The 20,954-nt window shown below is 63.2% G+C and carries 15 protein-coding genes; 2 read left to right on the top strand and 13 right to left on the bottom strand.

The features are described from left to right. Nucleotides 1–20: 20 nt before the first annotated feature. The 4 genes from NKI37_RS04005 to NKI37_RS03990 form a co-directional block, all read right to left on the bottom strand. Nucleotides 21–905 carry a transglutaminase family protein gene (locus NKI37_RS04005; RefSeq protein WP_023683456.1) on the bottom strand — a complete coding sequence of 295 codons (885 nt, stop codon included), beginning with the start codon at nucleotides 903–905 and terminating at the stop codon, nucleotides 21–23. Between the two features lies 1 nt (nucleotide 906). After that, nucleotides 907–3,318: a circularly permuted type 2 ATP-grasp protein gene (locus tag NKI37_RS04000; RefSeq protein WP_023703955.1), complete on the bottom strand. Its 2,412-nt coding sequence runs from the start codon at nucleotides 3,316–3,318 to the stop codon at nucleotides 907–909. Nucleotides 3,319–3,324: 6 nt separating this feature from the next. Next, nucleotides 3,325–6,684 (bottom strand): transglutaminase family protein, encoded by a 3,360-nt coding sequence (locus tag NKI37_RS03995; RefSeq protein WP_023733417.1) that lies wholly within the window; start codon nucleotides 6,682–6,684, stop codon nucleotides 3,325–3,327. 248 nt (nucleotides 6,685–6,932) lie between these two features. Then, nucleotides 6,933–8,129 carry an acyl-CoA dehydrogenase gene (locus NKI37_RS03990; RefSeq protein WP_027049851.1) on the bottom strand — a complete coding sequence of 399 codons (1,197 nt, stop codon included), beginning with the start codon at nucleotides 8,127–8,129 and terminating at the stop codon, nucleotides 6,933–6,935. Between the two features lie 106 nt (nucleotides 8,130–8,235). Here NKI37_RS03990 and NKI37_RS03985 point away from each other — a divergent pair, with 106 nt between their 5' ends. Continuing rightward, nucleotides 8,236–9,147, top strand: coding sequence for a LysR family transcriptional regulator (locus NKI37_RS03985; protein ID WP_352789557.1), 912 nt, complete (start codon nucleotides 8,236–8,238; stop codon nucleotides 9,145–9,147). Nucleotides 9,148–9,158: 11 nt separating this feature from the next. Here NKI37_RS03985 and NKI37_RS03980 read toward each other — a convergent pair whose 3' ends face one another. The 9 genes from NKI37_RS03980 to NKI37_RS03940 all read right to left on the bottom strand — a co-directional run bounded on the left by NKI37_RS03980 (nucleotide 9,159) and on the right by NKI37_RS03940 (nucleotide 20,017). Then, complete coding sequence (locus NKI37_RS03980; RefSeq protein WP_023714001.1) at nucleotides 9,159–9,341, bottom strand: hypothetical protein; 183 nt, start codon at nucleotides 9,339–9,341, stop codon at nucleotides 9,159–9,161. 65 nt (nucleotides 9,342–9,406) lie between these two features. Further along, nucleotides 9,407–11,719 carry a Tex family protein gene (locus tag NKI37_RS03975; protein ID WP_352789560.1) on the bottom strand — a complete coding sequence of 771 codons (2,313 nt, stop codon included), beginning with the start codon at nucleotides 11,717–11,719 and terminating at the stop codon, nucleotides 9,407–9,409. 114 nt (nucleotides 11,720–11,833) lie between these two features. Further along, the gene (locus tag NKI37_RS03970; protein ID WP_352536585.1) at nucleotides 11,834–13,015 is read right to left on the bottom strand and encodes a serine hydrolase domain-containing protein; all 1,182 of its coding nucleotides are present in this window, start codon (nucleotides 13,013–13,015) and stop codon (nucleotides 11,834–11,836) included. Between the two features lie 33 nt (nucleotides 13,016–13,048). Then, nucleotides 13,049–14,245 (bottom strand): serine hydrolase domain-containing protein, encoded by a 1,197-nt coding sequence (locus NKI37_RS03965; RefSeq protein WP_352536584.1) that lies wholly within the window; start codon nucleotides 14,243–14,245, stop codon nucleotides 13,049–13,051. Nucleotides 14,246–14,307: 62 nt separating this feature from the next. Further along, nucleotides 14,308–15,342 (bottom strand): ABC transporter substrate-binding protein, encoded by a 1,035-nt coding sequence (locus NKI37_RS03960; RefSeq protein WP_352510423.1) that lies wholly within the window; start codon nucleotides 15,340–15,342, stop codon nucleotides 14,308–14,310. Between the two features lie 23 nt (nucleotides 15,343–15,365). After that, entirely contained in the window at nucleotides 15,366–16,166 is an 801-nt protein-coding gene (locus tag NKI37_RS03955) for an ABC transporter permease (RefSeq protein WP_023686325.1), read from the bottom strand. Then, on the bottom strand, nucleotides 16,159–17,079 hold the full coding sequence (locus NKI37_RS03950) for an ABC transporter permease (protein WP_023686326.1): 921 nt from the start codon (nucleotides 17,077–17,079) through the stop codon (nucleotides 16,159–16,161). The genes NKI37_RS03955 and NKI37_RS03950 overlap by 8 nt, the downstream gene beginning before the upstream one ends. A gap of 2 nt (nucleotides 17,080–17,081) precedes the next feature. After that, nucleotides 17,082–18,182: an ABC transporter ATP-binding protein gene (locus NKI37_RS03945; protein WP_023691713.1), complete on the bottom strand. Its 1,101-nt coding sequence runs from the start codon at nucleotides 18,180–18,182 to the stop codon at nucleotides 17,082–17,084. 155 nt (nucleotides 18,183–18,337) lie between these two features. Next, a complete protein-coding gene (locus NKI37_RS03940; RefSeq protein ID WP_352789568.1) occupies nucleotides 18,338–20,017 on the bottom strand; it encodes an amidohydrolase in 1,680 nt (559 codons plus the stop codon). Nucleotides 20,018–20,294: 277 nt separating this feature from the next. On the opposite strand from NKI37_RS03940, the gene NKI37_RS03935 reads away from it, so the two are divergent. After that, the gene (locus NKI37_RS03935) at nucleotides 20,295–20,948 is read left to right on the top strand and encodes a TetR/AcrR family transcriptional regulator (protein ID WP_023804754.1); all 654 of its coding nucleotides are present in this window, start codon (nucleotides 20,295–20,297) and stop codon (nucleotides 20,946–20,948) included. Nucleotides 20,949–20,954: the final 6 nt, after the last annotated feature.

Here is a 20,954-nt window from a genome sequence, read left to right as displayed (position 1 = left end):
GAAGCTGTGCTTCGAGGCTGTCAGGCCTTCTCGAGCGCGACCGGGATGACGTCGACGGCCTGGTCGCCGACCTGGCCGCCGGTGGTTTTCAGCACGCCGACGATCGGAGCCACGTCGGAATAGTCGCGGCCATAGCCAACGGTGATGTGGTCGTTGCTGGCCCGCATGCCATTGGTCGGGTCGAACTCCTGCCAGCCGGCATCGCGCCCACACCACACCTTGACCCAGGCATGCATGGCATCGGCGCCTTCGAGCCGCGGCTTCCCTTTCGGGGGAATGGTGCGCAGGAAGCCGCTGACATAACCCGCAGGAATACCTAGCCCGCGCAGGCCGGCGATCATGATGTGGGAGAAGTCCTGGCACACGCCCCGCTTCAAACGGAAGGCATCGCTGGCCCCGGTACGCACCGTGGTCGCTTCCCCGTCATAGGTGAAGTCGCGGTGGATGCGGTTGCACAGATCGATGGCCATGCCGACCGTCGAGCCGCCGGCGCTGTCGCGGGCATAGGCGGTGATCGCCGCATCGATGCCGGCATGATCGCTGGCGGCGAGAAAGTGATGCGGTGCATCCGGCGCCAGTGACCGTACGGCGCCGAGTTCTTCCCGCAGGCGCTGCAGATCGGGCGACACGTCGAGCCCAGGCTCCGGCCGTGACACCGACACGCGCGCGCTCATTCTGATGTCGAGCCCGTCATGGACGTCGCGAAAGGCGATCGCGGTGACATTGTTGCCGAAGAAATCGGCAAAATCCGTGCGCTCCGATGGGGTCGGCACAAACGAAAGCGAGGCCGCGATCACGCGCTGCACGCCGGCAATGGTCGGCGGCAATACACGCACCTGATGCCGGCTGCCACCGGCCGCGGCGTCATAATCGTAGCTGAGATGAAGCCTGATATCGTACAGCATGTTAACCGAAATACGCTTTAGCCAGGCTGCTATAGAGGTTGCCGATCTCAGTTGCGAGATCGTCCAGCACCTCCGCCGACATCTCCGATGGCTCCATGACGGCAATTGCCGTGTTGAGCTGCAGGATTTCCTTGGCCGCGACCGACATATGCCCCTCCGGCCCAACCGATGGCAACAGGCCGATCTCCGCCTTCAGCCGTTCGAGCTGGAACAGGATCGAGCGCGGGTTGAGTGGGTCGAGCGCCAAGAGGTCGATCACCGTGCGCCGTCCGGCCCGCACCGGATATTGCCGGCGGTGGGTCATGACGCTGTCGCCGATCTCCAGCATCATGTCGAGCGAGCCGTCCGGCGCACCGGACCTTGTCAGTCGGGCTAGCGTACGGGCGATCTGGATGCCGCGCTCGATCCGCCGGCCGATCTCGAGGAAACGCCAGCCGGTGAAACGGTACATATTCTCGTGCAACAGGCCAGAGAAACCGGCGAGCTTGCGCAGCATGACCGTCATCGCCCGTGTCGCGTCGTCACCCGGCGCCACCGTGGTGGCGAACTGATGAATGGTCTTCGACAGGTCCTTCAGCGCCAGCCAGCCATCGGGCGAAAAGCGGTCGCGGATCTGTCCGGCGCTGTAGACGGCGCTGTCCAGCGTGCCGATCAATCCGGGCGGAATGGCCGCTTCGAGATCGATGCCGAAGGGTTCGAGATAGTCCCTGATATCGGCGAGCAGCAGCATGTCAGGATCGGACGTCTCGGCCAGCCGCACATGATAGGCGCGCAGGATACGCACCGTATCTTCCGAACGCTCGATATAGCGGCCGAGCCAGGTCAGGTTTTCCGCCGCGCGGCTGGGCAGGCTGCCCGGCATGGTGCGGACGAAGCTGTCATGCTCCTGCGGCAGCAGCGTCTCGCGCTCGACCGACCGGTCGCTGACCACCCAGACGTCGGCCGCCTGGCCGCCGCGCTGCATGGCGATGGCCGTCGGGTCGAGCGACAGGCCGACACGGGCGAAACCGCCGGGCATTACCGTCCAGCCATCGGGCGTGCGCGCGAGATAAACGCGCAGGCTTGCCGGCCGTGGCTCCAGCCAGCCGCCGACATAGACCGGCGTCGTCGACAGCGTCACCGCTTCCTGGCCGACGAAACCGCTGCCATCGCTCTCGATGCGCGCGATCAGCGCGATGCGTTCCTCCGGCGTCAGTGCCGAACCGAGCCTGGTCTGGCCGTCATCCTCAAAGGCCAGCCGCGTCGACAGCGCCGGACCGATCACCATGCGATCGATATTGGCAAGCACATGGGCCCGTTCGGTTGCTTGCCCGCACCACCAGGTGGCCACGCTTGGCAACAGAAGCTCTTCGCCGCGCAATGCGCGCGAAATCTTCGGCAGGAAGGCGAGCAGCGCCCGGGTTTCCATCAAGCCCGACCCCAGCGCATTGACCGTAGACACGGTGCCGCGGCGGATCGCCTCGACCAGCCCCGGCGTGCCGATATGCGAGTCCGACCTCAGTTCCAGCGGATCGGCAAAGGCGGCATCGAGCCGCCGCCACAGCACGCTGATCGGCATCAGCCCGGAAACCGTGCGCACCATCAGCTTGCCGCCGGAGACGGTCAGATCCTCGCCCTCGAGCAGCATGATGCCGAGATAGCGGGCGATATAGGCGTGCTCATAATAGGTCTCGTTGAGCGGCCCCGGCGTCAGAATGGCGACGCGGCCGTCATTCTCCTTCGCCATGCCGATCAGAGCATCGCGAAAGCGACGGAAGAAACCGGCCAGGCGATGCACATGCATCTCGCCATAGATGTCGGACAAAGCCCGCGTCGTGGCGACGCGGTTTTCCAGCGCAAAGCCGGCGCCCGACGGCGCCTGCGTGCGGTCGCCTAGCACCCACCAGCTTCCATCCGGTCCACGGCCGAGCTCGAAGGCGCAAAAATGCAGGAAATGACCGCTGGCCGGCATGGTGCCGACGACGGGGCGCAAATATTCGGGGCTCGCCGCAATCAGGCCTGCCGGCAGGATTCCCTTCTCGATCAGCCGGTTCGGCCCGTAAATATCAGCGACTATCTCCTCGAAAAGCTCGGCGCGCTGGACGAGACCGGCGCTGATCCCGGCCCATTCCTTGTCTTCGATCAGCAGCGGGATATGCGCCAGTGGCCATTCGCGCTCGTTGGCGCCGGCCTTGTCGTAGACGCGATAATAAACGCCGGCGTCGCGCAGATACTGGTCGGCGCGGGCAAAGCGCTGGCCCAGCTTTTCGGGACCCAGCTCCTCCAGCGCCTCGATGAAGGGCGCCCAGGCCGGACGCGGATGGCCCGAAGCATCGACCATCTCGTCGACGACGCCGTCAATCGGCTGGTAGTGCTCCAGCAGACTGTGCCTCAGCGGCTTGCCGCGGACCTTTTTCTGATTCCCCTTTGCCATTGCTGATCAGAGTCTTGCTGGCCGCCTGAGGTCAAGGGTCATGGGGAAGTCTTCAGAGGCTTCTTCATTGCGCAGCACATAGGCCGACGGCGTATGGCCGCGCGGCTCGAAGCGGGCGAGACGCCTCGCCTCGGCCTCATTGCCGTTGACCGGGAACGTGTCGTAGCTGCGCCCACCTGGATGCGCGACATGGTAGACGCAGCCGCCCACCGCCCGCCCCGACCAACGGTCGTAAATGTCGAAGACCAAAGGCGTGTTGACCGGCAGCGCCGGATGCAGGCCCGACGAAGGCTGCCAGGCCTTGAAGCGCACACCGGCCACCGAGACCTCGCGATTGTCGGTGACCTTCATCGGCACGATTCGGCCATTGCAGACAATGGCATGACGTTCCGGGTTGAGGCCTTCGGTCCTGACCTGCAGCCGTTCGACCGAGGAATCGACGAAGCGCACGGTGCCGCCGATGGCCCCTTGCTCACCCATCACATGCCACGGCTCCAGCGCCTGCCGCAGTTCCAGCTTGATGCCGGCATGCTGGACTTCGCCGCAGAACGGAAAGCGGAACTCCAGCTGGGCATCGAACCATTCCGGCCGGAATTCGAAACCGTTGAGCTTGAGGTCGTCGAGCACGTCGAGGAAATCCGCCCAGACATAATGCGGCAGCATGAAACGGTCATGGAGCGAGGTGCCCCAGCGCACGAAGCGGCCATCAAGCGGGTTCTTCCACGCACGGGCGATGATGGCGCGCACCAGCAATTGCTGCGCCAGCGACATGCGCGCATTGGGCGGCATCTCGAAACCGCGGAACTCGACAAGCCCAAGCCGGCCGGTCGGGCCATCGGGCGAAAACAGCTTGTCGATGCAGATTTCCGAGCGGTGCGTATTGCCGGTGACGTCAGTCAACAGATTTCGGAACAGTCGGTCCACCAGCCAAGGCAGCGGTGCGTTGCCCTGGTCGGGATGCGGCACCTGCGCCATCGCGATCTCGAGTTCGTAAAGCGAGTCATGCCGCGCCTCGTCGAAGCGCGGCGCCTGGCTGGTCGGGCCGATGAACAGGCCGGAGAATAGATAAGACAGCGACGGGCGCCGCTGCCATTGTAGCACCAGGCTCTTCAACAAATCGGGCCGGCGCAGGAACGGGCTGTCATTGGGCGTTGCGCCGCCGACCACAACATGGTTGCCGCCGCCGGTACCGGTGTGGCGGCCATCGATCATGAACTTGTCGGCGCCAAGCCGTGTCTGCCGTGCTTCCTCGTAAATCGCCGTCGTCGTCGCCACGCAGTCCTGCCAGTTGGCAGCCGGATGGATGTTGACCTCGATGACGCCGGGATCGGGTGCCACCCTGATGACGTTGAGGCGCGGATCGTGCGGCGGTCCATAGCCTTCGATATGCACGGGAAGGCGGATCGCCTTGGCCGCGTTTTCTGCGGCTGCGACCAGTTCGAGATAATCTTCCAGCGCCTCGACCGGCGGCATGAACACGCAAAGCCGCCCGTCGCGCGGCTCGACCGAAAGTGCTGTACGCACCGCGCCGCCGATCTCGGTGATCTCCTGCTCCACCCGGTCTTGCTGGCCGGTCGTCGCAGTGAACGATACCGCCTGCTGGCGCCGCGCCATCTCGTCGGCGCCTTCCAGTTCGGCCGGAGCCGGTTCTGGCAGTATGGCTTCCCGCGCCGGCAGCGGTCCACGCGGCAGCGACGGATCGACCGGCACGACATAGGGGAACTGTGCCGGCGGCACATAGGGCAGCGTGCCCAGCGGCAGGCGGTAGCCGACCGGGGAATCGCCCGGTACCAGGAACAGCCGCCCGCGCCGGGTCTTCCATTTTTCCGAGCGCCAGCGCGGGTCCGAAGCCTGGCTGTTCCAGCGCTGCACCGGCAGCACGTAGCCGGACGGCCTGGTCAGCCCGCGCTCGAACACTTTCGCCATGCGGCTGCGCTCTTCGGGGTCTTCCAGTTTGGAGTTGGACGGATCGACATTGTCGGGCAGCTTACCTTCCTTCAGCAGCCATTCGGCCGGGTCCTCATAGGCCTCGCTGACCATCGCCTTGTCGATGCCGAGTTCGCCGGCGATTGCCGTCAGCAGGCTTTTCGCCTGCTGCGGCCCGACCTTCGCATCGCTCTTTTCGCGTGCGATCAGCGACGGATCGCTCCACACCGGCTGGCCGTCGGTGCGCCAATACAGCGAGAAGGTCCAACGCGGCAGGCTCTCGCCCGGATACCATTTGCCCTGGCCGTAATGGAGGAAACCGCCCGGCGCGAAGCGCTCGCGCAGTTTCCGGATCAACGCATCGGCCTTTTCGCGCTTGGTCGGGCCGACGGCGGCGGTGTTCCACTCGGCGGACTCGAAATCGTCGATCGACACAAAGGTCGGCTCGCCGCCCATTGTCAGCCTGACATCACCCGCTTGAAGTGCGGCGTCGACCTTGTTGCCCAGCGCATCCAGCGCCTGCCAACTCTCATCCGAAAACGGCTTGGTGATGCGCGGATGTTCGGCAATGCGGTCGACACGCATGTCGAAGCCGAACTCGACATTGGCAAAGCTCGCCATGCCGGAAATGGGCGCGGCGTTGCGGAAATGCGGCGTGGCCGCCAGCGGCACATGGCTTTCGCCGGTGAGCAGGCCGGACGTCGGATCGAAGCCGATCCAGCCGGCGCCCGGCAGATAGACCTCGCACCAGGCGTGCAGGTCGGTGAAGTCGACGGCGGTTCCGGCTGGGCCATCGAGCGCGACCAGATCGGGCTTCAGCTGGATCAGATAGCCTGAGACGAAACGCGCGGCGAGGCCGAGATTCCTGAGAATTTGCACCAGCAGCCAGCTCGAATCCCGGCACGATCCCTTTTTCGCGGCCAGCGTTTCCTCCGGCGAGAACACGCCGGTTTCCATCCGCACGATATAGGCGATCTCCCGCTGCAGCCGCGCATTGAGGTCGACGACGAAATTGACGGTGTTGGTGGCGCTACGGTCGATGGTTGCGAGGAAAGCCGACAGCAGCGGCCCCGCCGGCTCCGGCGTGCGGTAGATGGCGAGATCGTCCCTGATGTCTTCGGGGTACTCGAACGGGAAGGTCTCGGCCGATGGCTCGACGAAGAAATCGAACGGATTGTAGACCGTCATGTCGGCGACGAGATCGACCTCGATCTTCAATTCCGTCACTGGTTCCGGGAAGACGAAGCGGGCCAGGAAATTGCCGTAGGGGTCCTGCTGAAGATTGACGAAGTGGTTCGCCGGCCCGACCTTCAGCGAATGGCTGAGCACCTTGGTGCGGGAATGCGGTGCCGGCTGCAGCCTGATGACCTGGGGCCCGAGAACCACCGGCCGGTCATATTTGTAATGGGTCAGGTGGTAGACGGCTGCCAGTATTGCCATGGGGCCCCGGAGATCGGCGTTTCTTCAGCCGAACCCTGACACATCTATTGGCCATTCTCCAAGCAGAGATGTTGCGCTGCACCTAAATTAAGCAGCCGAAGCCGGCTACGCTGTGTCGAGATTCAGGTCAGGCCGAGTCGAAAATGGCTGATACCGAGAACCGGAGCAGAGCGTACTTTTGGCACGCGAGCACCGGAAGCGCAGGTATCGGCCATTTGCAGGCCGGCCTCACTTGAATTCGGCACAGCTTAGAAAAACGCCTGTATCCCCGTCTGCGCCCGTCCCAAAATCAGCGCATGCACGTCATGCGTGCCTTCATAGGTGTTGACCGTCTCCAAATTCTGCGCATGGCGCATGACGTGGTAGCCGATCTGGATGCCGTTGCCGCCATGCATGTCGCGGGCCTGGCGCGCGATGTCGAGCGCCTTGCCGCAATTGTTGCGCTTGACGATCGAGATCATTTCCGGGGCCATCTTGCCTTCATCCATCAGCCGCCCGACGCGCAGCGAGCCCTGCAGGCCCAGCGCGATCTCGGTCTGCATGTCGGCGAGCTTTTTCTGGAACAGCTGCGTGCCGGCGAGCGGCTTGCCGAACTGCTTGCGGTCGAGTCCATACTGCCGGGCCCGGTGCCAGCAATCCTCGGCGGCGCCCATCGCGCCCCAGGAAATGCCGTAGCGGGCCCGGTTGAGGCAGCCGAATGGGCCGCCGAGGCCCCTGGCGTTGGGCAGCAGCGCGTCTTCGCCAACCTCGACGCCTTCCATCACCACCTCGCCGGTGATCGAGGCCCTAAGGCTGAGCTTGCCGCCGATCTTCGGCGCCGACAGCCCCTTCATGCCCTTCTCCAGCACGAAACCGCGGATTTCGTCCTTGCCGTTGTCGCCCTTCAGCTTCGCCCAGACCACGAACACGTCCGCGATCGGCGCGTTGGATATCCACATTTTCGAGCCGGAAATCTTGTAGCCGTTCGCCGTCTTCTCGGCCCGCGTCTTCATGCCGCCCGGATCGGAACCGGCATCCGGCTCGGTCAGGCCAAAACAGCCGATCCATTCGCCCGAAGCCAGCTTCGGCAGGTATCTCTTGCGCTGCTCTTCCGTGCCATAGGCATGGATGGGGTACATCACCAGCGACGATTGCACCGACATCATCGAGCGGTAGCCGGAATCGACCCGCTCGACCTCGCGCGCCACCAACCCGTAGGTGACGTAATTGGCGCCGAGCCCGCCATATTCCTCAGGGATGGTGATGCCGAGCAGGCCGGCCTCGCCCATCTCGCGAAAGATGCCGGCATCGGTCTTTTCCTCGAGATAGGCCTCCTCGATGCGCGGCGCGAGCTTGTCGGCGGCAAAGGCGGCCGCGCCATCGCGCACCATGCGCTCATCCTCGGAAAGCTGGTTCTCGATCAGGAAGGGGTCTTCCCAAACGAACGCGTTCTTGTCGGCGGCCATGGCTTCGCTCTCTCCCAAAATCTTGAAGTGCTCGGGCTTATCCGCCTTCGCTTCGGAAAAATCAAACAAAATTGCATCACCGATCAATGAGGTTTAGTAATGGATCATGAACGTCCAACGCCGGCTTTTGCCCAGCACCAGCGCCCTTGCCGCCTTCGAGGCCGTGGCCCGCCTTGGCTCCTTCACCGCTGCCGCCCAGGAACTCGATTTGACCCAAGGGGCCGTCAGCCGCCAGATAGCCCTTCTGGAGGAACAGTTCGGCCGCCGGCTGTTCGAGCGCGACAGCCGCAATGTTCGGCTGTCCACGGCGGGCGAAATCTATGCCGAAGCCGTGCGGGCGGCACTCGGGCAATTGCGCGACGCCGCGCTCGGATTGATGAGCAATCGGCATAGCGGCATGCTGAACCTCGCCATACTGCCGACCTTCGGCACGCGCTGGCTGATGCCGCTGATCCCGGATTTCGTCGCAGAAAACCCTGACATCACCATCAACTTCGTCACCCGCATCAGCCGCTTCGACTTCGCCCGCGAACGCCTCGACGCCGCTATCCATCATGGCCAGCCGGACTGGCCGGACGCCGATTCCACATTGTTGATGCGCGAAACCGTGATGCCGGTGGTTTCGCCCGACTTCCTTGCCAGCCGCGATATCACCACGGCGGCCGACATCAGCCGCCTGCCGCTGCTGCACATGGCGACGCGTCCCGGGGCCTGGGGCGAATGGTTCGAGGAACAGGGCTTGAGCGCACCGATCGGACCCGGCATGCAGTTCGAGCAATTCGGCACAGTTGCCCAAGCCTGCATGGCGGGGCTTGGCGTCGCGCTCCTGCCGCAAGTTCTTATCGCCGGCGAATTGCAGCGCGGTCAGCTCGTGCCGGCGCCGGGACAGCCGATGCAAAGCCGCAGCGCCTACTACCTCGTCGTCCCGAACGACAAGCGCGGCCACCCGCCCGTCGTCAGCTTTCGCGACTGGCTGCTGGGCCAGGTTGAGAAGGAACCGGCCGTTCTGGCCTGGTAGCTACTTCCGCTTCATCGGCTCGGTTTCCGGCTGGAAGCGCAGCGTTTTTGCGACTTGCGTTCGGCAACTTTCGCATCGAGCTTGCTTTTGATCCGGGCGAAAGCCTGGTCTCCATCGACCGAACTGCCACTCGCCATGCCCCCGTCCCAAAGACGCCCCAACTCTTGGACACTCACTTTCTCGAAACTTGCCATATCGCGCGTATCTCCACACAAGGATGGTAGATAACGCTCTAGCGATTGCAAGGAACCATTCGAGGCTACTTCCGCTTCAAGGCATCGGCCAGTGCTGCGCCAAACGCGCCTTGCTGTGCCGGTCGACGCTGCGGCATCGGCGAAGGTTGCGCCGGCTTGCCGCCGCCATTGTCGCGCGGCCCTTTCGGTGCACCGCCCTCGCCGCCATCCTTGCGCATGGAGAGCGCGATGCGCTTGCGCTTGATGTCGACATCGACGACCCGCACCTTCACCACGTCGCCGGCCTTCACCACCTCATGCGCGTCCTTGATGAAGCGGTCGGCGAGTTGCGAGACGTGCACCAGCCCGTCCTGATGCACGCCTATATCGACGAAGGCGCCGAAGGCCGCGACATTGGTGACGGTGCCTTCGAGAAGCATGCCGGGCTTCAGATCCTTGATATCGTCGATGCCATCGGCAAAGGTCGCGGTCTTGAAGCCGGGGCGCGGATCGCGGCCGGGCTTTTCCAGTTCGGCAATGATGTCGCGCACCGTCGGCAGGCCGAAGCGTTCGTCGACGAAGACTCGCGGATCGAGCGCCTTGAGCGCTGCGCTGTCGCCCATCAGCGAGCGCACATCGCGGCCGCAGGCAGCGACGATCTTCTTGGCCACGCCATAGGCTTCCGGATGGACCGACGAGGCGTCGAGCGGCTCGCTGCCATTGGCAATGCGGAGGAAGCCTGCGGACTGTTCGAACGCGCGCGGGCCGAGCCGCGCTACCTTGAGCAGTTCCTTGCGGCTGGCGAACGGCCCGGTCGCATCGCGATGCGCGACAATGGCATCGGCAAGCGACGCGCCTAGGCCTGACACGCGGGCCAAAAGCGGCGCCGAGGCGGTGTTGAGATCGACGCCGACAGCATTCACCGCGTCCTCCACCACCGCCTCCAGCGAGCGGCCAAGCCGGTACTGGTCGACATCATGCTGGTACTGGCCAACGCCGATCGATTTCGGCTCGATCTTGACCAGTTCGGCGAGCGGGTCCTGCAGGCGCCTGGCGATCGACACCGCACCGCGCAGCGACACGTCGAGCCCGGGAAACTCAGCCGCCGCTGTCGCGGAGGCCGAATAGACCGAGGCGCCGGCTTCGCTGACGATCACCTTGAGCGGCTTTGGCCCACCATCCGAAGGCATGTCGGACAGCATGTCGGCGACCAGCTTTTCAGTCTCGCGGCTGCCGGTGCCGTTGCCAATCGAGATCAGCTCGACCTTGTGCAGGCGGATGAGCTTGGCGAGTTCCGCCTGTGTGCCGCGCACATCGTTCCGCGGCGGAAATGGAAAGACCGTCGTCGTCGCCAGCACCTTGCCGGTGCCATCTACCACCGCGACCTTGACGCCGGTGCGGATGCCGGGATCGAGCCCCATGGTCGGACGCGATCCGGCGGGCGCTGCCAGCAGCAAATCCTTGAGGTTGCGTGCAAAGACATGGATCGCCTCTTCCTCCGCCCGCTCGCGCAGGTCGCGCATCAAATCGAGCGTCAGGTGCAGCGAAAGCTTGATCCGCCAGGTCCAGCCGGCCACTTCCATCAGCCAGCGGTCGCCCGGCAGGCTGCCGCCGATGGCGTAGGCATTGGCGATCATCCGCTCGACCGGCTTCACCGGCGAGGCATCGTCGGCATCGACCTCGATGTCGAGCGACAACACCTCTTCGTTGCGGCCGCGCAGCATGGCCAGCGCACGGTGGCTCGGAACATTGGCCCAGCGCTCGACATGCTCGAAATAGTCGGAGAATTTCGCCCCGGCCTCCTGCTTACCGTCGACGACACGGGCACGCATGAAAGCGCGCTCCTTCATGTAGGTGCGAAGCTTGCCGACCAGATCGGCATTTTCCGCGAACTGTTCCGACAGGATGTCGCGTGCGCCTTCCAGTGCGGCCTTGGCGTCGGTCACATCCTCGGTCACATAAGCCAGCGCCGCCTCGGCGGGCACCAACGACCGGTTGGCCAAAATAGCCTCCGCCAATGGCCCCAGCCCGCGCTCCCGGGCGATCTCGGCCTTGGTGCGCCGCTTGGGCTTGTAGGGCAGGTAGATGTCTTCCAGTTCAGCCTTGGTGGCGGCAGCCACAATTTTGGCCTCAAGTTCTTCGGTCAGCTTGCCCTGCTCGCGGATCGAACCGAGAATGGTATCGCGGCGCGCATCGAGTTCGCGCAGATAGGCCAATCGCTCGGCAAGGTCGCGCAATTGGGTGTCGTCGAGCCCGCCGGTGACCTCCTTGCGGTAGCGCGCCACGAACGGCACCGTCGCGCCCTCATCGAGCAGCCCTATAGCTGCTGATGCCTGCTCCGGCCGCGCCCCGATCTCTGCCGCGATGATGGATGCGATGCGTTTGCTGTCTGCTGCCATGCTGGTCCCTGTCGCAAAGAGCGGCGACCATAGGCGCTGATGTCCGTCACGCCAACCGCAGTGTTCTCAAGCGTCAAAGAGGTCCACAGGAAAGCGCCTTGCTTTGGCTCGTCCTCAGACCATCCCGCTCAGCGCCTCGAAAAAGGCAACGATCTCGCGTTCGAGCGGATAATCTTCAGGCACCGGCTGCGACCCCATTTTTGCAATCACCACTTCCATCTTCGGATCGACGTAGAGCCATTGGCCGTGGATGCCGATGCCGCAGAAAGCACCGTTTGCCGCACCCGTCTGGTACCATTTGTTGCGATAGCGGCCCTTCGGGAACAGATGCACCATCGTGCCGCGCTGCCAGGCCTCCGCGCTGCCGCCGGCAACGGTCGTATCGCGCACCCAGCCTTCCGGCACGATGCGCCGGCCATTGGCCGTGCCGCCCTGCCGCATCATCTCGCCGATACGCGCCAGGTCGCGCGGCGTCACCGAAATGCCGCCGGCGGTGCGCGCCGTACCTTCCATGTCGACGCCGATCGAAGCCTCGCTGACAGCACCCAGGGGTAGCCACAGTTTCTCGCGCATCAAGTCCGGGAAGCGCAGGCCGGAAGCTCGTTCGAGCAGCAGGCCGAGCAGATCGGAATTGGGCGAACGGTAGCGGAAGGTTTTGCCGTGCGGTTCTTCGAGCCGCTGCAAGGTCAGAATGAATTCGCGCAAGCTTTCAGTGCCGCCGCCCGGATTCCACAGCGTAGCGCGACGGTAACGGGCAAAGGCGCTTTCGGGATCGAGATAGGCCTCCTCGAAGTCGAGGCTGACGCTCATATCGAGCACATGCCGGCAGCTTGCATCGGCATAGGCCGAACCGGCGGCTTCCGGAATGTACTGGGTCACCGGCGCTTCCGGGTCGAACACGCCCTCGCCTTCCAGTATTCCGGCGATGATCGCGGTGACCGATTTGCTGATCGAAAAGATGATGTGACGGGCGCCGAAATCCATATTGGGCGCGAACCAGTCGCCGATGACCTTGCCAGCCTTCATCACCGTCAGCGCGTCGCTGCTCGAACGTGTGAGGAATTCGGCCACCGTTTCCGGGGCGCTGGCGATCGAAACCTTTTCGCCGAGCAGGCCGCTCAGGTCCCGCACCGGCGCTTCGACGCTTCCCGGCGTCGCCGCCACGGGAGCGGTCGGCACCAGTTCGCCAAGGTTCTGGAATGACCAGCGGTTGAACGGGTTTTCGCGCCAGTTGGAGAGCAGCACCTCATTGCGGGCAAAGCCGTAGCGGATCTCGAACGCAGTCTTGCCAGTCATGAACGTTTCCTCGGAGGGATGATTTGTTGTGGGTCAACCAAGCGCCTTGGCGATGGCGTGCACCGCCTTCAGCGTTGCCACCGAATAGGCGACATTGCTGAAATCCGGATAGCTTGAAAGCTTGACCACGACCATGCCGGTGTCCCAGTCGATATGGATCATCTGCCCGAACACGCCCCGGCACATCAGTGCGCGTGAGCGCGGGTTTTCGATCCAGAACTGGTTGCGGTAGCTGCCCTCCGGCAGGCTCGGATTGAAATCCGGCGCATGCCTGCCGTTGCGCGTCGCCTCGATCCAGTCGGCCGGCACGATGCCGCGGCCATTGTCGAGGATCAACTGGCCGAAGCGGGCGTAGTCTCGCAGCGTCGCGTTGAAGCCGCCATCGGCCAGCGCATAGCCGGCGCTGTCAACCGTGAAGCAGGCGCTCTCGTCGGCGCCGAGCTTTTGCCACAGCTCCTCGGACACCAGCTGCGCCAGCCGTTTACCGGTGACCCGCTCCATGATGAAGGCAAGCACGTCGGTCTCGATCGAGCGGTACTCGAACGCGGCGCCATGCGGCCGCACCTTGTCCTTCAGCTGCAGGATCAACTCGAACAGATGCGGCGGCCATTGGAAATCCGGATCGCTGTCCGGCGGCACCGGCTTCCAGCCGGTGGCGACATCGACCTGGCCGATATCGGAATAGCGATCGGTGTATTCCTCGGAAAAGCGAACACCCGTCGTCATGTCAAGCACATGCTGCACGCTGGCGCCGTCCCAGCCGGTCGCGCCGAGCTCCTGCAGATAGGCGGTCACCGGTTTGGCCGGGTCGATCAAGCCGCGCCCAACCAGAATACCGAACACGGTGCCTGTTACCGACTTCGCCATCGACTGCGACAGATGCAGCGTGCGCTCGGCCATGCCGTTGAAATAGCGCTCATAGGCGACCTTGCCGTCTTTGAGCACCAGGAAGCCGTCCGTGTAGGTCTCGTCGAGCAGGCCAACGAGCGTCGTCGGACGGCCCTTGCTGTCTTCCACCGGCAGCGCGTCGAGATCGGTCTCTGCGCGCTCAAGACGATGGCGATGGCCATTACCGCGCCAGACCTCGATGGTCGGCAGGAATTCGCGGATGTGTTGGAAGGCCCAGCGATTCCATGGCGGCCGGTCCCAGTCGAGCTTCGGCAGCACCATTTGAGGCGGCGAGCCCCGCATGATCGACGGCCGCGGATCGCTGTTGCGATAGGAGTCCATGAAAGCCATTCCGGAAAAGAAAAGACCCGGCGGCGGATGCCGCCGGGTCTGTCAGACTGCGGTTATTTCTGCAGTTCGGTCCAAATCTTGGTGTAGATGTCCTGGATCTCAGGCGCGCACATCTTCTGGAATTCGCCTTGTGCCTTCGCAGTCTCCGGAATGACGACTTCCGGCGCATCCTTCATGTCGGCCGGCATGTACTTGTCCGAGCCGGTAATGGCGTTTGCGTAGCGATGGAAGGCCGAGAGGCCGGCCGCGTTTTCCGGATCCATGATGAAGTTCTGGAACAGCTTGGCGTTCTCGACGTTCTTGGCTTCCTTGAGAACGACGACGTTATCGCTCCACAGGCCGTAGCCTTCCTTCGGATAATTGTAATGGATGGCCGGATTGGCCAACCGCTGGCGTAGCGCCGAGCCGTTCCAGTCGCTGGTCGCCTTGAAGTCGCCGGCGCCCATCTTTTCGATGGTATTGTATTCCATGGCGATCCAGTTCGGCTTGGCCGCGACAAGCGTGTCGCGCACCTTCTTCAGCACCGTCTTGTCGTCGGTGCACTGCTGGCCGCCGACATATTTGATCGCCGCGAAGATAACGTCATTCATCTCCGGAACGACATTGGTCTTGCCCTTCAGCTCGTCCGGCGTGTTGAAGATGATGCCCCAGCTGTCGGCTGGTCCCTTGTAGGCATCGGTGTTGACGACGACGCCGACGGTGCCCAGCGCCCACGGCACGGAATATTTGCGGCCGGGGTCGAAGTCTGGATTGGCCCATTCCGGCGCCACGTTCTTGAAGTTCTCCATCTTGCCCGGATCGGTCTCCTGCACGAGGCCCTCCTTGATCCAGATCGGCACGTAGGTTTGCGACGGAACGGCTATGTCGAAGCCGGTGCCGCCCTGGCGTACCTTGGCGAGCGCCGTATCGTTGGAATCGTAATCGGTAATGGTCACCTTGACGTTGTATTTGGCTTCGAACTTTTTGATCACGTCGGGGCTGGTATAGTTGCCCCAATTGTAGATGTTCAGCTCGCCATCGGCGCTGGCCAGGCTCGTCGTTGCGAGCAGCGCCAACCCCATGGCGGCTGTCGTTGTTTTCCAGTTCATGGTTTTAGCTCCCATTTGTCGGTTCAGTCTCTTTTCCTGCTGACGAAGAAAAACAACGTGACGATCGCGACCGAAAGCAGCAGGAAGGCGGTCGATATCGCGTTGATCTCAGGCGTGATGCCGCGGCGGATCTGGCCGAGCATGTAGGTGGGCAGCGTATCCTGGCCGCCCGATTTGACAAACTCGGTGATGACGACGTCATCGAGCGAGATGACGAAGGCCAGCATCAGTCCGGCCAGTATGCCGGGCCACAAAAGCGGCAGCGTGATGCGGCGGAAGGTCTTCCAAGGCGTCGCGTACAGATCGGCGGCCGCGCGCTCCAGCGTCAGGTCCATGTTTTCCAGCCGCGCCCGGATCGGCAGATAGGCGAACGGGATGCAGAAAGCCGTGTGCGCGGCGATCAGATAGCCAATGCCGGAATAGCCGGTGAAGATCTTGATGCGCGAGAAGAAGATCAGCAGCGCCACGCCGGTGACGATCTCGGGCACCATCAGCGGCTGGTTGATCGCCGCATATTTGAAGGTGAGGCCCGGATAGGATGCGGTGCGCGTGGTGGCGAGCGCGGCCATGGTGGCAAAGATTGTCGACAGCACCGCAGCGACGGCGCCGATCCGGAACGAGCGTAGCGTCGCGTCGATAACTTGCACGTTCTGCCAAGCCGACTGAAACCAGCGCATCGAAAAGCCGCCCCATTCCGACGTCGAGTTCGCCGCGTTGAAGGCATAGGCGACCAGCACGATGATCGGCAGATAGAGCACGATAAAACAGGTCGCAGCGATCACCGTGAAGCCGGTCTGGTGCTTGATGGAAAAGTTCTTAGCCATGCCGCGCCCCCGACTTGCCGGCATTGCGCACATAGGCAAGCAAGGCAACCATGACGATGATCATCACCGTGATCGACAGCGCCGAGCCGAGCGGCCAGTTGCGGCCTTGGCCGAACTGCAATTCGATCAGGTTGGACAGCATCATATTCTTGCCGCCGCCAAGCACGCTCGGCGTCACATAGGCGCCAAGGGCTGGAATGAAGACCAGGATGGAGCCGGCAATGACGCCGGGTTTGACCAGCGGGAAAATGATCTTCCGCAATACATTGAAACGGGTCGCGTAGAGGTCGTAGCCCGCCTCGACGAGGCGAAAATCAAGCTTCTCCATGCTGGCATAGATCGGCAGCACCATCAGCGGCAGATAGACATAGGCCATGCCGATCAGAATCGCCGTGTCGGTGAAGAGAATCTGCACCGGCGCTGAGACGATACCAAGCTTCATAAGGATGGTGTTGATGATGCCTTCGTTGCGGATGATCTGCAGCACGGCGAAGGTGCGGATCAGCAGGTTGGTCCAGAACGGAATGGTGATCAGGAACAGCCAGAGATCCCTGGTCTTCTCGCTGCGCGTCGCCATGAAATAGGCGGTTGGAAACCCTAATGCCAAAGTTGCGATCGTCGTTATCACCGCCAACTTGATCGAGCGCCAGAATATGGTGACGTGCGCTGCCGCAAGCGAAAGCGTATCGTCGAAAATGTCGCGTTCCATGAACACCGACAGCCAGGCATCGGGCGAGAACTGCCACTTCACATCGCCATAGGGGCCAGGCGTCAGGAACGAGTAGATCAGCACGATCAGCAAGGGGCCGGTCGCGGCGAGGAAGATCACCAGCAAGGCTGGCGCTGACAGCAGCCACCGGTCGCGCACATCGCGTCGCTGCGCTGCCTTGGCGACTTGTTCCGCGGTCGCCATGATCAGTCCTTCAGCACTTGCGCGGCGTCGTTGCCGATCATGATGCCGATCTGGCCGCCCTGCACGAAGCCGTCACCGGCGCCGCGGCTGTTCTGACGCCGCACGATGAACGGCTCGCCACCGGCAAGGCGCAGATGGAAGTGCGTGTCGGTGCCGAGATAGACGATGTTTTCGACGGTGCCGGACAGCGAAGCGCTCGGGCTGGCCGTGCCCAACTGCGCATGCTCTGGACGCACGACGATGGTGACCTTGCCGCTGGGGCTGAAGCCTTCCGGCAGCGAGGCTGGGATTTCCACACCAGACGGCAGCTTCACCGTCGCCCGGCCACCAGTCGCGCTAACCACATCCGCCTTGAGGAAGTTCGACTCGCCGATGAAGTCGGCGACGAAACGCTCGGCCGGCCGGTCGTAGATGTCGCGCGGCGAGCCGACCTGCAGGATCTTGCCCGACGACATCACCGCGATGCGATCCGACATGGTCAGCGCTTCCTCCTGGTCGTGGGTGACGAAGATGAAGGTGATGCCCGTCTCGTGCTGCAGCCGCTTCAATTCGATCTGCATTTCCTTGCGCAGCTTGTAGTCCAGGGCCGAGAGCGGTTCGTCGAGCAGGAGCACCTTGGGCTGCGGCGCCAGCGCCCGGGCGAGCGCCACGCGCTGCTGCTGGCCGCCGGAGATCTGGCTGGTGCGGCGGCCCGCCAGCGCCTCCATCTTCACCAGTTTCAGCATCTCGGCGACGCGCGCCTTGATCTCGGCCTTCGGCTTGCCCAGCATTTCCAGGCCAAAGCCGATATTGTCGGCGACCGTCATATGCGGGAACAGCGCGTAGGATTGGAAGACGGTGTTGACCGGCCGCTTGAAGGGCGGCAACGGCGCGATGTCCTGACCGTAGAGGAGGATTTCGCCGGCGGTTGGGAAGTCGAAGCCGGCAATCAGCCGCAGCAACGTGGTCTTGCCGCAGCCGGATGGTCCCAGCAGGGTGAAGAACTCATTCTCGCGGATGGATACCGAGACCGTATCGAGGGCAGCAACCTGCCCCTCACCCGATCCGAAAATTTTACTGACGTTTACGACTTCAATTGCATTCCGATCCGGTTTTTCCGGCACGATACGCCTCACTGTTGACCCCGCTCTTGCTGGCGGAGTTTTTCCCCTGTTCGATGTGACCACACGGCCGGTAGGTTGGCAAGTCCGGCATTGAATCACAGTTCAGTCGGTCATTTCGTCTGCAAGCGGCAAGCTGTGCAAGCCGCATGCCATTGTCAGGCCTGGTAGGTGACCTTGCCACCGCAGACCGTCGTCACCGGCCGCAGCTTGTGTAGATCGGCCGGCGCCGTCTTCTCGATATCGGCCGACAAAACCACCAGATCCGCCATATAGCGGGGTTTCAGAACGCCTTTGCGATGCTCGGCGAACTCGGCATAGGCGCCCTCGACCGTGTAGGCGGCAATCGCTTCCTGCAGCGAGAAACTCTGGTCAGGATCGCCTTCTGCCCATGGTTTGCGCTGCACTGCCGCCTGAATGCTCAGGATCGGGTCGATCGCTGCCACCGGCCAGTCCGAGGCGAACACGACATGGGCGCCGGCGCTTTTCAGGGTGCGCCAGGCATAGCTCAGCGGCCAGCGGGCCGGCCCGATGCGTGACACCGTCGGCTCCAGCGGAAAATCCATGGCGCCGGGCGGATGCGACGGCTGCATCGAGGCGATGACGCCGAGTTCGGCAAAACGCGGCACGTCGGCTGCTGTGGTGACCTCGATGTGCTCAACCCTGTGCCGGCTGTCGCGCTTGCCATTGACCTTCTGCGCCGCCTCGTAACCGTCGAGCACTGCGCGCACGGCGCCGTCACCGATCGAGTGCACGGCGATCTGCAGCCCGCGTTTGTCGATAGCCACGGCGAGATCGATAAATTGCTGCGGCGTGAACAGCGGCTCGCCGACCCAGTCGGGACGATCCGCATAGGGTTCGACCATAACCGCGGTCCAGGAATCGAGCACGCCGTCATAGAACACCTTGACCATGCCCGATGACAGCCACTCGCTGTCGTAGCGCTCGGCCATGACGGACGCCTTCTCGAGCATGTCGAGCGTCATGAAATTCTTGTAGTGGAACGGGATCTTGACGCGGCAGGGCAGGCCTTCCTCGGCCTCGATCTCGGAAAGCAATTCGAGTTGGTAGAGATTGCCGTCCATGTTCTGGATCGAGGTGATGCCGTGGCGCGCGCACCAGGCAAGTCCGCGCCGCATGATGTCACGGTCAGCGGCCCGCTCGGCGGCCGACGGCATTGGGTCCGGCTCGCCGCCGGTCGACAGCCCCAACCGCACCCGGCTTTCGCCGGCAAGGTCGAGCACCGGACCGAAGGCCTCGCCCTCGCGCAATTCGCCCGCGGCCAGGCCGTCGTCACCCATCACGATCTCGTTGCCCGGACCGAGCGTGCGTCCCTTCAGGATGCCGGCCATCTCCAACGCCTTGGTGTTGGCCCACATCGTATGGTGGTCGGGTGCCGCCATGCAGAAGGGGCGGTCGGGCAGGATGGCGTCGAGATGATGGCGTGTCACCCGCTCGTCGCCGAGCACGGTGTAGTCGACGCCCTGTCCCACAAGCATCTTCGCCTCGGGCCACGTCGTGGCGTAGTCGCGGATGGCGCTTTGAAGCGCCTCGAAGCCATGGATACCGCCGAGTTGAAGATGCGCGAGCTCAGCCCCTCCCGAGAACAGATGCATGTGGGCTTCGATGAAACCGGGCAGGACCGAACCGCCCTTGGCGTCGATCACGTCTGTGGTCGTTCCCTTGAGTTTTTCGATGGCGGCGTGGTTGCCGATGGCGATGATGGCGCCGTCCTTGACGGCAATCGCCTCGGCGGCGGGATTGTCATCGTCCATGGTCCGCACGCGACCATTGATGACGATCAGATCAGCAGTTTGACCCGCACCCGTGACAGACATCGCGACTCCGCGCTTTTGACGACTGGCTGAGACCGACAACCCTCTTGTCCGACAAGCTGCCACTCCGCAGGAGCGGCGTTATCGGACGAAAACTGATGCCAGTGCGCTGTTTCGAAATTCCCCTTGTGATCTCTCAAAACAGCGTGGATAAAAGAATGCGACTAATTATTCGCGTTTGTCAACGTGCCGAATTTCGAATGTATTGTGGACAACACACCACGCCAATGTTGAGACCGGGACCTGTGTTGAAACCGGCAGGGAACGAAGGCATCAATCCGTGAAGCGCAGTCTCAGCCGCGAAACCAGGATGGCGCTCGAACCGCGCAAGCAGCCGCGGCAGGAACGGTCGAGCAAGGTGGTCGACCGGATACTCGACGCGGCTTTGATCCTGACGCGGGAGCAGGGAACCAAGACGCCGACGACGCTCGCCATTGCCCGGCGCGCGGGCCTGTCGGTCGGTTCGGTCTACCAGTACTTTCCCAACAAGGAAGCCATTCTCCTCGACCTCGCCCGGCGCTGGCTGTCGTCCTTTCCCGAGGTGATCGCCAGGCGCATCGAGGTCACCCCACCCACCAACCGCGACGAGTTTCGGCAGGAGGTGCGTAAGCTCTTCATCGATACCTCCAGAATATATCTCGAAAACGCCACCCTAATGCCGGTGATCGAGGCGATATCCGGCAATGCCGACCTCAGGCCGATCCAAGACGAATATGACGAGCAGATCATCGCGCTTTACGCCGCGTGGCTGCAGCATGTGAACCCGGCCCTTGAGGACAAGATCGCCAGCCGGCTCGGCGTGCTGATGATGGATGTCGGGCACGCCTGCCGGCTTGTGGGGCTGAAAAGAGACCGCAAGACATACGACCTCATCGAGGACGATGTGGAAAGAATGTGGCTCGCTCTGGTCACCCCCTATCTCAACCTTGAGTGATTTCGC

It is taken from the genome of Mesorhizobium sp. M0626 (genome assembly GCF_040320665.1).
Taxonomy (GTDB): Bacteria; Pseudomonadota; Alphaproteobacteria; order Rhizobiales; family Rhizobiaceae; genus Mesorhizobium.
The sequence above is the reverse complement of the archived record's forward strand: the minus strand, read 5'-3'. Positions and strand labels throughout refer to the sequence as shown.

What these genes read in the sequence shown, in the direction of transcription:
- NKI37_RS04000 (WP_023703955.1), bottom strand. Translation starts at nt 3,318, where the DNA reads ATGGCAAAGGGGAATCAGAAAAAGGTCCGCGGCAAGCCGCTGAGGCAC.
- NKI37_RS03960 (WP_352510423.1), bottom strand. Translation starts at nt 15,342, where the DNA reads ATGAACTGGAAAACAACGACAGCCGCCATGGGGTTGGCGCTGCTCGCA.
- NKI37_RS03970 (WP_352536585.1), bottom strand. Translation starts at nt 13,015, where the DNA reads ATGACTGGCAAGACTGCGTTCGAGATCCGCTACGGCTTTGCCCGCAAT.
- NKI37_RS03955 (WP_023686325.1), bottom strand. Translation starts at nt 16,166, where the DNA reads ATGGCTAAGAACTTTTCCATCAAGCACCAGACCGGCTTCACGGTGATC.
- NKI37_RS03995 (WP_023733417.1), bottom strand. Translation starts at nt 6,684, where the DNA reads ATGGCAATACTGGCAGCCGTCTACCACCTGACCCATTACAAATATGAC.
- NKI37_RS03985 (WP_352789557.1), top strand. Translation starts at nt 8,236, where the DNA reads ATGAACGTCCAACGCCGGCTTTTGCCCAGCACCAGCGCCCTTGCCGCC.
- NKI37_RS03990 (WP_027049851.1), bottom strand. Translation starts at nt 8,129, where the DNA reads ATGGCCGCCGACAAGAACGCGTTCGTTTGGGAAGACCCCTTCCTGATC.
- NKI37_RS03980 (WP_023714001.1), bottom strand. Translation starts at nt 9,341, where the DNA reads ATGGCAAGTTTCGAGAAAGTGAGTGTCCAAGAGTTGGGGCGTCTTTGG.
- NKI37_RS03940 (WP_352789568.1), bottom strand. Translation starts at nt 20,017, where the DNA reads ATGTCTGTCACGGGTGCGGGTCAAACTGCTGATCTGATCGTCATCAAT.
- NKI37_RS04005 (WP_023683456.1), bottom strand. Translation starts at nt 905, where the DNA reads ATGCTGTACGATATCAGGCTTCATCTCAGCTACGATTATGACGCCGCG.
- NKI37_RS03950 (WP_023686326.1), bottom strand. Translation starts at nt 17,079, where the DNA reads ATGGCGACCGCGGAACAAGTCGCCAAGGCAGCGCAGCGACGCGATGTG.
- NKI37_RS03965 (WP_352536584.1), bottom strand. Translation starts at nt 14,245, where the DNA reads ATGGACTCCTATCGCAACAGCGATCCGCGGCCGTCGATCATGCGGGGC.
- NKI37_RS03975 (WP_352789560.1), bottom strand. Translation starts at nt 11,719, where the DNA reads ATGGCAGCAGACAGCAAACGCATCGCATCCATCATCGCGGCAGAGATC.